The sequence below is a fragment of the Cupriavidus mimosae genome, assembly GCF_023952485.1.
GTDB classification, from domain to species: Bacteria; Pseudomonadota; Gammaproteobacteria; order Burkholderiales; family Burkholderiaceae; genus Cupriavidus; species Cupriavidus taiwanensis_C.
Window position 1 is genome coordinate 191,331 of sequence record NZ_JALHRY010000011.1, and the last position, 12,304, is coordinate 203,634.

Here is a 12,304-nt window from a genome sequence, read left to right on the forward strand (position 1 = left end):
AAGGCGGCAGCTGGGTCTTGAAAGCCGGGCTGCCGCCGTTGGGGAGCTTGTTACCGTTTTAGTCTTCGATCACCGCGTTGGTGAAGACTTCCTGCACGTCGTCCAGGTTTTCCAGGGCGTCGAGCAGTTTCTGCATCCTGGCCGCGTCGTCGCCGCTGAAGCTGACCTCGTTTTGCGGCTTCATCACCACGTCGGCAACTTCGGCCTTGAAGCCGGCGGCTTCCAGGGCCGCCTTGACCGCCGAAAAATCGTTGGGCGGGCAGGTGACTTCGATCGAGCCGTCATCGTTGGTGACGACATCGTCGGCGCCGGCTTCCAGCGCGGCGTCCATCAGCTTGTCTTCCGGCGTGCCGGGGGCAAACAGGAACTGGCCGCAGTGCGTAAACATGAACGCCACCGAACCCTCGGTGCCCATGTTGCCGCCGTGCTTGGAGAACGCATGGCGCACTTCGGCCACGGTGCGGGTGCGGTTGTCGGTGAGGCAGTCGACGATGATCGCCGCGCCGCTCAGGCCGTAGCCCTCGTAGCGGATTTCCTCGTAGTTCACGCCTTCCAGGCCACCCACGCCGCGCTGGATCGCGCGCTGGATGTTGTCCTTGGGCATGTTGGCGTCCATGGCCTTGTCCATGGACAGGCGCAGGCGCGGGTTGGAGTCGGGATCACCGCCGCCGAGCTTGGCGGCCACGGTGATTTCCTTGATCAGGCGGGTCCAGATCTTGCCGCGCTTGGCGTCGGCGGCGGCTTTCTTGTGTTTAATATTGGCCCATTTCGAGTGACCGGCCATGATTCTCTCCGAAGCGGAATGCGGTGATCTGCTGTGATGTTGTGCGGGGTAGCCAGGCGCGCCGCGGCGGCATCCGCAAGGCGGGCGGGCAGCGCGCGCCAGGTGACGGATATGCCTGGCGGCTGGCTATAATCAGCCCAGGATTTTATCACGCGGGCCTGCCTGCGCCGTCCAGACCCAACCGACCCTCACGGAATCCAGGAACATCATGGCCGACCCCATCCTCATCGCCAAGAATGCCGAACATGAACTGGTGCTGCTGCCGCAGATGGGCAACCGGCACGGGCTGATCACCGGCGCCACCGGCACCGGCAAGACGGTCACGCTGCAGACGCTGGCGCAGGGCTTCTCGCGCCTGGGGGTGCCGGTGTTCATGGCGGATGTCAAAGGTGACCTGACCGGCATTTCACAGCCCGGCCAGCCGTCGGCCAAGCTCAAGCAGCGGCTGGCCGACCTGAACCTGCCCGAGCCGGTCTGGGGCGGCTGCCCCACCACGTTGTGGGATGTGTTCGGCGAGAAGGGCCACCCGGTGCGCGCCACGGTCTCGCACATGGGGCCGCTGCTGCTGTCGCGCATGCTTGAGCTCAACGACACGCAGCAGGGCGTGCTGAACCTGGTGTTCCGCATTGCCGACGCCAACGGCCTGCTGCTGCTCGACGCCAAGGACCTGCGCGCGATGCTGCAATACGTCGGCGACAACGCCAGCCAGTTCACCACCGAATACGGCAATATCTCGGCCGCTTCGGTCGGCGCGATCCAGCGCGGGCTGATCGCGCTGGAATCGCAGGGCGGCGACGTCTTCTTCGGCGAGCCCATGCTGAACCTGGAAGACTTTATCCAGACCGACAACGGCCAGGGCGTGGTCAATATCCTGGCCGCCGACAAGCTGATGAACTCGCCGCGGCTGTACGCGACCTTCCTGCTGTGGATGCTGTCCGAGCTGTTCGAGAAGCTGCCCGAGGCCGGCGACCTGGACCAGCCCAAGCTGGTGTACTTCTTCGACGAGGCCCACCTGCTGTTCAACGATGCGCCCAAGGCGCTGCTCGACAAGATCGAGCAGGTGGTGCGCCTGGTGCGTTCCAAGGGCGTGGGCGTGTACTTCGTCACGCAGAACCCGGTCGATATCCCCGACACCGTGCTGGGGCAGCTGGGCAATCGCGTTCAGCACGCGCTGCGCGCCTTCACCCCGCGCGACCAGAAGGCGGTCAAGGTGGCGGCCACCACCATGCGCGCCAACCCGAAGCTGGACCTGGAAACCGCCATCGGCGAACTGGGCGTGGGCGAGGCGCTGGTGTCGTTCCTGGACGCCAAGGGCACGCCCTGCGTGACCGAGCGCGCCTGGGTGCTGGCGCCCGGCAGCCGCATCGGCCCCGCGACCGAGGACGAGCGCAAGCAGCTGATCGCGAACTCGCTGGTGGCGGGCACCTATGAGAAGACCGTCGACCGCGAATCCGCCTATGAAAAGCTGCGCGGCAGCGTGCCGACGGTGTCTAACGGCGGCAAGGGCGCGGGTGGCGCGCCGGCGGGCGAGCAGGACAGCGGCTGGCTCGGCACCGCCGGCGAGATCTTCGGCACGCTGACCAAAGGCACCGGCAAGAGCGGCCGCGGTGACTCGATCCTGGAATCGATGGCCAAGTCGGCCGCGCGCACGGTGGGCTCGCAGGTCGGGCGCGAGCTGATTCGGGGGGTGCTGGGAAGTTTGCTGGGGAAAAAGAAGTAGGCAGTGCAGACTTGCCCGCGGTTGGCTCGCCTCTCCAGACGCGGGAGAGGGAGTACACCCGCGGTCATTCAGGGGGTCAGCGCCGCTGCGCCGCCTCTCTCGCCTTCGCCGCTTCAGCATCCTCGCGCATCTTGCGCGCGAACATGCGGGCGAAGAACCAGCCCATGCCGATGATGAAGACGATCACGCCCAGGCTCATCAGCCCGGTGCTGGTACTGAACAGGATCTTGAAGGCTTCCATGCGTGGCTCCCTTTATGTGTGGACGCTGGCACGCGGCGAGATCTCGCCGGCTTGCCGCCAGTGTAGGGAGCCGCATCAGGCAGGCTATTGAGGCCGGTCAAGCGCCGGCCAGCCCGCCCGGGCATTGTCAGTGCACCGTCAGTTCTTGGTGCCGAACAGCCGGTCGCCCGCATCGCCCAGACCGGGCACGATATAGGCATCGGCATCCAGGTGGCTATCGAGCGAGGCCACGAACAGCTTTACTCCCGGATGCGCCTTCTGGAACACTTCCACTCCCTCGGGGGCGGCCACCAGCGCGACGAAGGTGATGGCCTCGTCCTTGACGCCGCGGCGCTTGAGCACTTCCACCGCGTGCGCGGCCGAATAGCCGGTGGCGACCATCGGATCGCACAGGATGAAGCTGCGGTCTTCCAGCGCCGGCAGGCGCACCAGGTATTCCACCGGGCGGTGCTGCTCGTCGCGGTACACGCCGATATGGCCGATGCGCGCCGACGGGATCAGCTCGACCAGCCCATCGCTCATGCCCACGCCCGCGCGCAGCACCGGCACGATGGTCAGCTTCTTGCCGGCGATCACCGGCGCGTCCAGCTCGACCAGCGGGGTCTCGATGCGGCGCGTGGTCAGCGGCAGGTTGCGGGTGATCTCGTAGCCCATCAGCAGCGTGATCTCGCGCAGCAGCTCGCGGAACGTGCGCGTCGACGTCTCCTTGTCGCGCATGTGCGAGAGCTTGTGCTGGATCAGCGGGTGGTCGAGGATGAAGAGGTTGGGAAAGCGCGGGTCTTGTTTCATGGCTGGCGGCGAGGGCTCGGCGGGATGGCGAGTGAAGCGGGCGCGCCAGGCCGGTTGGGGCTCGCGCGCCGCGCCGTTGCAGCCGGATTGTAATGGAAGCGGGCCGCCGCGCCAGGCAGCGGCCCGGTGGCGCCTTCGGCTAGTCGAGCGCGCGGTCCTTCGACTCGATATCGACCAGGAAGATCGCCAGCGCCGCCACGGCCAGGAACGAAGACAGCAGCGCCAGTGCCAGCGTGAACTGGCTGGCCATGATCGGCGCCACGATCGACGGGGCGAACAGGCCGCCGAAACGCGCCATCGCGCCCGCGGTGCCCATGCCGCTGGCGCGCAGGTCGGTCGGGTACACCTCGGGCGTGAAGGCGTACAGCGCGCCCCAGGTGCCGAGCAGCGAGAAGCTCATCAGCAGGGTCGAGCCGATCACCAGCGCAGGGGACTGGCCCAGGCTGTACAGCATGCAGCCCGCCGCGCTCAGCAGCAGGAAGCCGATCAGGGTGGGCTTGCGGCCCCAGCGCTCGACGCCGTGCGCGGCCAGCGCGAAGCCGGGCAGCTGCACCAGCGCCAGCACGATCAGAAACACCTGGCCGCGCATGAAGCCGAAGCCCTGGCCCGCCAGCTTCACCGGGAGGTAGACAAAGACCCCGTAGTAGGCGATCGAGATCAGCATCCACGCGGCCAGCAGGCAGATGGTGCGGCGCCGGCAACCGGAGGCGAACAGCGCAAACACCGATTTGCGCTCCATCTTCTGCGGCTGCAGCGCGCCGATCTCCACCGACACGCGGTTGGCCGCGGCCACCCGCTGCAGCACCGCGCGGGCCTCGTCCGAGCGCCCCGACTTGTTCAGGTAGAGCGGCGATTCGGGCACGAAGAAGCGGAACACCACGCCGACCAGCGCCGGGATGCCGGTAACCAGGAAGATCAGCCGCCAGGCATCGTCGCCACGCGACACCGCGATCAGCGCCAGGATCGCCAGCAGGATGGTGCCGACCGCCCAGAACGACTCCAGCAGCACCAGCCAGCGGCCGCGCCGGTCCGACGGCAGGAACTCGGCCATCATGGTGTAGTCGACCGGCAGGGTGCCGCCGACGCCGATGCCGGTCAGGAAACGCAGCAGCAACAGCCACTGGAAGTCCGGCGCGAAGGCCGAGGCGACGCCGCAGATGGCATCGATGACCACCGCCATCATCAGCACCGGACGGCGGCCGATGCGGTCGGCCAGACGGCCGAACACGAACGCGCCGATCAGCATGCCGACGAAGAACATGGTGCCGGTCTGCAGCGCCGTCGGCACCGGAATGCCGAAGGTCGACGCAATCGACGGCGCGGTGAAGCCGATCGACAGCACCTGCATCGCGTCGGCGAGCCAGACCAGGCCGAATATGACGAACAGCCGATACTGGAAGCGGCCGACGCCGGCGGCGCGGATGCCTTGCTCGATCGTGATCGGTTGCGACGACGCTGCGCGCGCGCTGGGATGGGGGGGCGAGCCTAGCGCGGCCTCCGGGATGGTCGTAGTGGCCATGGATGAAATGGATGACGACATGTTTGTCTACCTGTCTCGTTATAGGCTGGTTCTGGAACTCGGAAGCACGCGCGGCGCGACGCAGGCTGGCACGTGATGCGGGCTGCTGCGGGATCCGGCGGGGACGATAGCTTCCGCCTGGCGAGGCTGGAACTAGCCCGGTAGCACGCCTGCAACTGCTTGCTTGGTCTGATACGACATAGTCACTCCTGGTTGTCTACCCTTGGTTTGGTCAGGCCCGGTGTCCCGGTGGTCTGGCGGAACCATGCAAGCCCCGCGCCAGCGCGTCCGGTGATCTATCGGGCCGGTTTTATGGTTTTGTGTTCTTGTCCGCCGCTTGCGGCGCGCCGTCCTTGTGCGGGGAGGCACCGCTGCGTGCCCGCTTGGCACTCATGTAGTGCGCACTACATGATCGTTCAGCGTAAGCTACATGAAACTGGCGGGCAAGGCCGAATTGCGTTTCTCTCCTCGGGGTTTTCCCGCGCGCAGGCCGGCTGGCGCAGGGTCGGTCACGCCCGCGCGCCCGCGCCGCTGCGCAAGGCCCGCCAGCGTGGTGCACGGTGCTGCGGTGGTTCAGTGGGCAGGCCCCGCGCGCAGCCGCGCGACGGTGTTCTGCAGGTCCTGCCAGGCGGGTTTGTCGGGCGCAAAGCGCGCGCGCAGGTACTGCGCCAGTTGCGCGATCTGCTGGTCGTCGAGCGTGTCGGCATAGGCCGGCATCGCGCCCAGTTCGCCGTTGGGCGGTGCCGGCATGCCGCGCAGCAGCACCTGGATCACGTTGTCCGGCAGCTTGCTGTGCAGGTTGGTATTGAGCGCCAGCGACGGCTTCACGCCGAATTGCGCAATGCCCTGGTCCGACTGGTGGCAGACCGCGCAGGCGCTCTGGTACAGGCGATCGGCGGGACCGCCCAGAGTGCGCGCAGCCTGCTGGCTGCGTTGCTCGACCTGCGCCGCCTGCGCCGCCAGCACCGACGGTGCCGGCGCGGGCGCGCCGAACGAGGCCACGTAATGCGCGATCGCGCGCACGTCGTCCTCGGGCAGTTGCGCGAGTTCTTCCACCACAGGCGCCATCGGTCCCGCTGCGGCGCCATGGTGCGGGGCATAGCCGCCGCGCAGGTAAGTGAACAGGGCGGCCTCGGTCCACGGCACCGGGGCTTGCGACAGCGCGGTCAGCGCCGGCGCTTCCCAGCCTTCGGCGCTGCCGCCGGTCAGGTAGCGGCGCCCGCCTTGCTCGGCGCCGAGCGCATTGCGCGGCGAATGGCAGGCACTGCAGTGGCCCAGCCCCTCGGCCAGGTACGCGCCGCGATTCCATTGCGCCGAGCGCGACGGGTGCGGCGTAAAGCGTTCATTGCGATGGAACAGCAGGTTCCAGCCGGCCAGCAGCGGCCGCAGGTTGAACGGGAAGGCGAGCTGCGTCTGCGGCACCGCGGATGTCACCGGCTCGGCTGACATCAGGTAGCCGTACAGCGCCTGCATGTCGCCGTCGCTGATTTTGGCGAAGGCGGTGTATGGGAACGCCGGATACAGGCGCCGCCCGTCGCGGTGGATGCCTTCGCGCATGGCGCGCTCGAACGCGGCGAAGGACCAGTTGCCGATGCCGGTCTGCGCATCCGGCGTGATGTTGGTGCTGTAGACCGTGCCGAAGGGCGTTTCCAGCGGCAGGCCGCCCGCGTTCTTCGCGCCGCCCGGCGCGGTATGGCAGACCGCGCAGTCGCCGGCGGCGGCCACCAGCCGGCCGCGCTCGAGCGTGGCGGCGGAATAGAAGCCGGGTTCGGGCGGTGCCACCGGCGCGATCGGTGCGCGCCACGGCAACAGCGTGGCGCACACGCCTGCCGCGGCGGCGGCGGCCGCGGCGATCCAGCCGCGTTTCTTGCGTTTGTTGCCGGGATTGGCCTCGGCCAGTGCCAGGCGGATGCGTTCGGCGCTGAACGGTGGCTTGCGCAGGCGCACGCCGGTGGCATCGAAGATGGCATTGGCGACGGCGGCGGCCGCGGGCATCGAGTCCGTGGGACCGGCCGCCAGTGCATCGTGCGCGGCCAGCGTGCCGGCCAGCCGCACTTCCGGCAGGGCCTGGGCCGGCACGGCAGGCAAGGCTTCGCCCGCAACCCGCGCGTCGGCCGGCCAGGTGTCGAATCCAGGCGTGGCGGCGGTCAGCTGCAGCGCGGTTGCGGCCACGTCCCGCTCGATCGAGCGCGTCGTCGCGGCGGCTTGCGGTGGCGGCAGCGATTCGCTGTCGTGGCCGACCGTGACGCGCGTGACCGCGAGCTCGCCGGTGCTGCCGTCGACCTCGACTTCCGCAACCCACGCCGACCAGCTTTCGCCAGCGTCGTGGTCGATGGTGTGGGCGTAGGCAAAGCCGCGGCCGCGCCGCACATTGCCCGCCGCAGAGCTGGCGCGTGGCGCGGCGGCATTGGCGTCCAGGTCCCAGCCGGCGCGCTCGGCCACCTGCCGCACCAGCGCGGCGCCGCGCGGGTCGTCCAGATGCGCGAGGCGCAGCGCCACCGGGTCGGCGTCGCTGGCGGCGGCAAGCTCGTCGAGATGGGATTCGCGTGCGAACACCTGCGCGCGGGCTGCCGTCAGCGGCGCGGCTGCGAACGCAACGGGGTCCCCGGACACCGCGAGTTCGACATGCGGGATGCAATAGGGCGGCAGCGCAGCGTCGCCGCCATGGCTCGCATCGATGCTGTCCGTCACCGGCGCCGGCGTACGGGTCAGCCACAGCGCCAGCGGTGACGCCGGCGCCGTGGCGCCCGCCAGCGTTGCGGCAAAGGCGTCGACGGTGGCACCGGTGCGTGCGCTGTCGACACGGATCTCGAGCGTGGCATCGGCCAGGCCCACCTCGGCGGCGCGCAGCCGGCGCACCACCGGTTGGCCGGTGGCGTTGGCCAGCAGGGCCGCATCGGCGGCGGCGTGCGGTGCCAGCAGCGCGGCGTCGGCGCGGTCGTTCGGGTCTTGCCAGCAGACCAGTAGCACTTGCGTTGGGGCGATGCCCAGCAGTGCGGCGAGTTCGGCGCGCAGTGCGCCGGGACGCGTGGCGGGTAGCCATACGGTCAGCGTGCCGTCGCGCCAGTCGGCGACAGCGGTGCAGCAGGCATCGTCGCGGGTGCCTGCCAGTGGCCATTGGTAGTCCTGCGTGTGGGATGCGCGGGCGTGTTGGAGCGCATCCGCGGCATCGCCGCGTTGCGCCACTGTGTGGCGCGCCGCAGGGGTGGCGTCGGCGCGCGGCGGACCAGACCAGCGCGCCCGCAGGGCCTGTGCCGCCTCGGCGGCCTGGGCGGCGGAGACCGCGGCCACGCCGGCAAAGTTATTGCGGACCACCACCGCGCGGATGCCGGGCAGCGCCAGCGCGGCGTCGCGTTCGGCGTGAAGCAGGCGCGCCGCGAGCGGCTCGCCGCCCACCCAGCGCAGGCCAGGGGGTGTCAGTACATGGGCCACGAGGCAATCGGCGGCGCCCGGTGGCAGGCCGGCGGCCAGTGCGGTGGCCGGCGTCGTCGCCTGCACGATGCCGGCGCTCACGACGCTGCCCCTTGTGCGGCCTGCCGCTGCAGCACCGCGGCCCGCCTGACCGCGCGCACGATTTCCACATGCGTGCCGCAACGGCACAGGTTGAAGCGCAAGGCTTCGCGGATCTGCGCTTCGTCGGGATCGGGGTTCTGCGCCAGCAGCGCCTTGGCGGTCATGATCATGCCGTTCAGGCAGTAGCCGCATTGCGCGGCCTGTTCCTCGATAAACGCCTGCTGCACCGGGTCCGGATGCTGTGCCGTGCCCAGGCCCTCGAGCGTCGTCACCGCGTGGCCCACCACGGCCTTGACCGGCAGCACGCACGAACGCGCCGGCAGGCCATCCACCAGCACCGTGCAGGCGCCGCACTGGCCCAGGCCGCAACCGTACTTGGGCCCGTTGCAGCACAGGTCGTTGCGCAGGATGTAGAGCAGCGGCGTGTCAGGCGCCACGTCCAGCGTGTGCTCGGCGTGGTTGACCTGCAGGGTCAGGGGGCGGGGCGTGTTCATCGGGGGCTGGGGGCGGTTTGAACATCACGCATCGCTGCGCCGCGCCCCATTCTGGCAAGGGGCGGCGGCGGGCAGGGCGGTCAGGCGATCAGGCGGCTTCGGACAGCGGCTTGCTCCCGGCCGACACCAGCGGCACGTTGAACACATCGTAGCCGAAACACCAGTCCGGGTTCTCGTTGCTGCGCAGCCAGGTGTTGTTGTGCGAAACCAGCTGGACCTTGCCGGCGCGCTCGGCGCGGTTGGCTTCATAGAGCGCGAAGGCACTGGCGTAGTCGTCGGTGCCGGCTTCGGTGAAGCAGCGCGTCAGCATGGCGGCATCCTCGATCGCCATCGCGGCGCCCTGTGCCATGTGCGGCTTCATCGGGTGGCAGGCATCGCCCAGCAGCACCAGGCGGCCGCGGCTCCACAGCGGCAGCGGGTCGCGCTCCAGCAGCGGCCACTTGGTCACTTCGATCGTGCCTTCGATCAGCGATTGCACGCCTTCATGCCAGCCGTCGAAGGCCGCGCGCATCTCTTCGATGCTGCTCGGCACCCAGCTCTTGCTCATGTCCCATTCGGGCTCTGGCACGCCGGTAACGTAGTAGATCTCGTCGAGCTTGCTGGTGTCGAAGTAGACCATCATGTGGCGGTCATCGGTCCACCACTTGGTGCAGCGGTCGTGCGTGAAGCCCTTGACGCGCGCGATCGGAAACACCGCGCGGTGCGCCACGTAGCCGGTGTACCTGGGCGGCTCGGCGCCCAGCAGGGTCTCGCGGATGCGCGAGTTGACGCCGTCGGCGCCGATCACGATATCGGCTTCCTCGACCGTGCCGTCGGTGAAGCGCAGCTGCACCACATCGCCCTTGTCGGTGACGCTTTCCAGCTTCTTGTTGAAGAACAGCGTGCCGGGCGCGACGGCGTCGGTCAGCAGCTTGTGAAAGTCGCCGCGGTGGACGGTCAGGTAGCTGGCGCCGTAATGGCGCACCGCATAGTCGCCCAGCGGGATCTGTGCGATCACCTCGCCGGTGAGGCCGTCGCGGCTGTACCAGTAGTCGGGGTGGCAACCCATGTCGTTGAGCGCGTCCTCGATGCCGATGCGCCGCATGATCTTCATCACGTTGGGCCCGACATGGATGCCCGCGCCCAGGCGCGAGAACGCCGGTGCCTGCTCATACAGCCTGACTTGGAAGCCGGCTCGCTGCAGCAGGGCGGCCGCGGCCGTTCCTCCGAGTCCGGCGCCGACAACTGCGATTCGCGGTTTGCCTTGCACGTTATTTCTCCTGGCAATGACACAAGGTCGATGGGGGCTGGGGCGGCCATGTGGCCGACCGTTGAAACGAGTGTACACACTCAAAATATCCAGGTAAAGGCGAAATTTTGCGATCCTATGGAAAACCCTGATACCGATGTGACCTCATCGCAATGATGCGCTGCAATGGCGAAAACGTGCGCAAAAACAGGGATTCATGGATTCAGTGTGCACTGAACGAGTGAATCGCGGCCGGTGCAGAATCTGTTTGCCTATATAAAGTGTGTACACTACAATCGATCGCAGCATGCAGGCCCATGGGCCGCTGCAGGCAGCCAGACCGACAGCGCGACCAAAGCGCAACCAAGGGCAGACAAACAGATGACGGAGTCGACAGTGCAGAAAGTTTTCCGAATCGGCCAGATCGTGCCGAGCTCCAACACCACCATGGAAACCGAGATCCCGGCGATGCTGGCCGCGCGCCAGCTGGTGCGCCCGGAGCGCTTCACCTTCCACTCGAGCCGCATGCGGATGAAGAAAGTGGTCAAGGAAGAACTGGCCGCGATGGACGCGGAATCCGACCGCTGCGCGGTGGAACTGAGCGACGCCCGCGTCGACGTGCTCGGCTACGCCTGCCTGGTGGCGATCATGGCGATGGGCCACGGCTACCACCGCGTCTCCGAGCAGCGCCTGCAGGCGCATACCGCCGAGAACGGCGGCGACGCGCCGGTGATCACCAGCGCCGGCGCGTTGGTCGATGCGCTCAAGGTGATGGGCGCGAAGCGCATCGCGGTGGTGGCGCCGTACATGAAGCCGCTGACCGAACTGGTGGTGGACTACATCCGCAATGAAGGCTATGAGGTGGTCGACTACCGCGCGCTGGAGATCCCCGACAACCTGGAGGTCGGCCGCCATGATCCGGCCAGGCTGCCGGAGATCGTCGCGCAGATGAACACCGCCGATGCCGACGTGATCGTGCTGTCGGCCTGCGTGCAGATGCCGTCGCTGCCTGCGGTAGCGAAGGTCGAGGCCATGACCGGCAAGCCGGTCGTGACCGCCGCTGTTGCCACCACCTATGCGTTGCTCAAGCGCCTGGGGCTGGAGCCGGTGGTGCCGGGCGCCGGCGCGCTGCTGTCGGGCGCGTACTGAAGGGGCGGGCCATGGCAGAAAGTACCTTTCTCTACGGCGCCAACGTCCACGCCAACGGCATCCGCCAGCACTATCTGCGCTATGGCGGGCAGGCGGGCGCGCGCGCGCAGCGCGATGCCGTCATCATCGTGCCCGGCATCACCAGCCCGGCGGTGACCTGGGGCTTTGTCGGCGAACGCTTCGGGCAGCAGTTCGATACCTATGTGCTCGACGTGCGCGGCCGCGGCCTGTCGCAGGCCGGTGCCGAGCTGGACTACAGCCTCGATGCGCAGGCCGCCGACGTGGTCGCCTTTGCCGCGGCGCTGGGACTGCGGCGCTATGCCGTGGTTGGCCATTCGATGGGCGCGCGCATCGGCATCCGCGCCGCGCGCGCCAAGCCCGAGGGCCTGACGCGGCTGGTGCTGGTCGATCCGCCGGTGTCCGGCCCGGGGCGCCGCGCTTATCCGTCGCAACTGCCCTGGTACATCGACTCGATCCGGCTGGCGCAGCAGGGCATCGATGCCGAAGGCATGCGCCGCTTCTGCCCGACCTGGACCGAAGACCAGCTGCGCCTGCGCGCGCAATGGCTGCATACCTGCGACGAGCGCGCGATCCTGGCCAGCTTCAACGGTTTCCACGAGGACGACATCCACGCCGACCTGCCGCAGCTCGCCGTGCCGGCGCTGCTGATGACCGCCGGCCGCGGCGACGTGATCCGCGCGGAAGACGTGCAGGAAATGCGCACGCTGCTGCCGGCCTTGCTGGTCGCGCACGTCGCCAATGCCGGCCACATGATCCCGTGGGACGACGAGGCCGGCTTCTACCGCGCCTTCGGCGATTTCCTCGGCGCGCCGTTGAATTGAGCGCTGAATTGATGGATAGGGAGCG

10 protein-coding genes are annotated in these 12,304 nt (G+C 68.4%); 3 read left to right on the forward strand and 7 right to left on the reverse strand.

The annotated features are described in order from the left end of the window. Window positions 1-58: 58 nt before the first annotated feature. Entirely contained in the window at window positions 59-784 is a 726-nt protein-coding gene (locus tag MKD50_RS20905; RefSeq protein WP_115706326.1) for a YebC/PmpR family DNA-binding transcriptional regulator, read from the reverse strand. A 208-nt stretch (window positions 785-992) separates the two neighbouring features. Between MKD50_RS20905 and MKD50_RS20910 the strand changes: the two genes are divergently transcribed. Next, complete coding sequence (locus MKD50_RS20910) at window positions 993-2,504, forward strand: helicase HerA-like C-terminal domain-containing protein (RefSeq protein ID WP_252668530.1); 1,512 nt, start codon at window positions 993-995, stop codon at window positions 2,502-2,504. Window positions 2,505-2,580: 76 nt separating this feature from the next. Here the strand turns inward: MKD50_RS20910 and MKD50_RS20915 are convergent, their stop codons facing one another. From MKD50_RS20915 to MKD50_RS20940, 6 genes are all read right to left on the reverse strand, one after another. Next, window positions 2,581-2,745, reverse strand: coding sequence for a DUF3149 domain-containing protein (locus MKD50_RS20915; RefSeq protein ID WP_115706328.1), 165 nt, complete (start codon window positions 2,743-2,745; stop codon window positions 2,581-2,583). A gap of 138 nt (window positions 2,746-2,883) precedes the next feature. Continuing rightward, window positions 2,884-3,534, reverse strand: a complete 651-nt coding sequence (gene upp / locus MKD50_RS20920) for a uracil phosphoribosyltransferase (protein WP_012352165.1) — start codon at window positions 3,532-3,534, stop codon at window positions 2,884-2,886. 139 nt (window positions 3,535-3,673) lie between these two features. Continuing rightward, a complete protein-coding gene (locus MKD50_RS20925) occupies window positions 3,674-5,074 on the reverse strand; it encodes an MFS transporter (RefSeq protein WP_240073905.1) in 1,401 nt (466 codons plus the stop codon). 552 nt (window positions 5,075-5,626) lie between these two features. Beyond that, complete coding sequence (locus MKD50_RS20930) at window positions 5,627-8,566, reverse strand: c-type cytochrome (protein WP_252668532.1); 2,940 nt, start codon at window positions 8,564-8,566, stop codon at window positions 5,627-5,629. Continuing rightward, complete coding sequence (locus tag MKD50_RS20935) at window positions 8,563-9,060, reverse strand: (2Fe-2S)-binding protein (RefSeq protein WP_115679747.1); 498 nt, start codon at window positions 9,058-9,060, stop codon at window positions 8,563-8,565. Before MKD50_RS20935 ends, MKD50_RS20930 begins: the two co-directional genes overlap by 4 nt. An 88-nt stretch (window positions 9,061-9,148) precedes the next feature. After that, window positions 9,149-10,309 (reverse strand): FAD-dependent monooxygenase, encoded by a 1,161-nt coding sequence (locus tag MKD50_RS20940; RefSeq protein WP_252668534.1) that lies wholly within the window; start codon window positions 10,307-10,309, stop codon window positions 9,149-9,151. 375 nt (window positions 10,310-10,684) lie between these two features. Here MKD50_RS20940 and MKD50_RS20945 point away from each other — a divergent pair, with 375 nt between their 5' ends. Both MKD50_RS20945 and MKD50_RS20950 read left to right on the forward strand, forming a co-directional pair. Next, complete coding sequence (locus MKD50_RS20945; RefSeq protein ID WP_010812897.1) at window positions 10,685-11,437, forward strand: maleate cis-trans isomerase family protein; 753 nt, start codon at window positions 10,685-10,687, stop codon at window positions 11,435-11,437. 11 nt (window positions 11,438-11,448) lie between these two features. Next, window positions 11,449-12,279 carry an alpha/beta fold hydrolase gene (locus MKD50_RS20950; protein ID WP_252668536.1) on the forward strand — a complete coding sequence of 277 codons (831 nt, stop codon included), beginning with the start codon at window positions 11,449-11,451 and terminating at the stop codon, window positions 12,277-12,279. Window positions 12,280-12,304 lie beyond the last annotated feature (25 nt).

Coding starts and splice junctions, on each gene's coding strand:
- MKD50_RS20905 (WP_115706326.1), bottom strand. CDS start 784: ATGGCCGGTCACTCGAAATGGGCCAATATTAAACACAAGAAAGCCGCC.
- MKD50_RS20910 (WP_252668530.1), top strand. CDS start 993: ATGGCCGACCCCATCCTCATCGCCAAGAATGCCGAACATGAACTGGTG.
- MKD50_RS20915 (WP_115706328.1), bottom strand. CDS start 2,745: ATGGAAGCCTTCAAGATCCTGTTCAGTACCAGCACCGGGCTGATGAGC.
- upp (WP_012352165.1), bottom strand. CDS start 3,534: ATGAAACAAGACCCGCGCTTTCCCAACCTCTTCATCCTCGACCACCCG.
- MKD50_RS20925 (WP_240073905.1), bottom strand. CDS start 5,074: ATGTCGTCATCCATTTCATCCATGGCCACTACGACCATCCCGGAGGCC.
- MKD50_RS20935 (WP_115679747.1), bottom strand. CDS start 9,060: ATGAACACGCCCCGCCCCCTGACCCTGCAGGTCAACCACGCCGAGCAC.
- MKD50_RS20950 (WP_252668536.1), top strand. CDS start 11,449: ATGGCAGAAAGTACCTTTCTCTACGGCGCCAACGTCCACGCCAACGGC.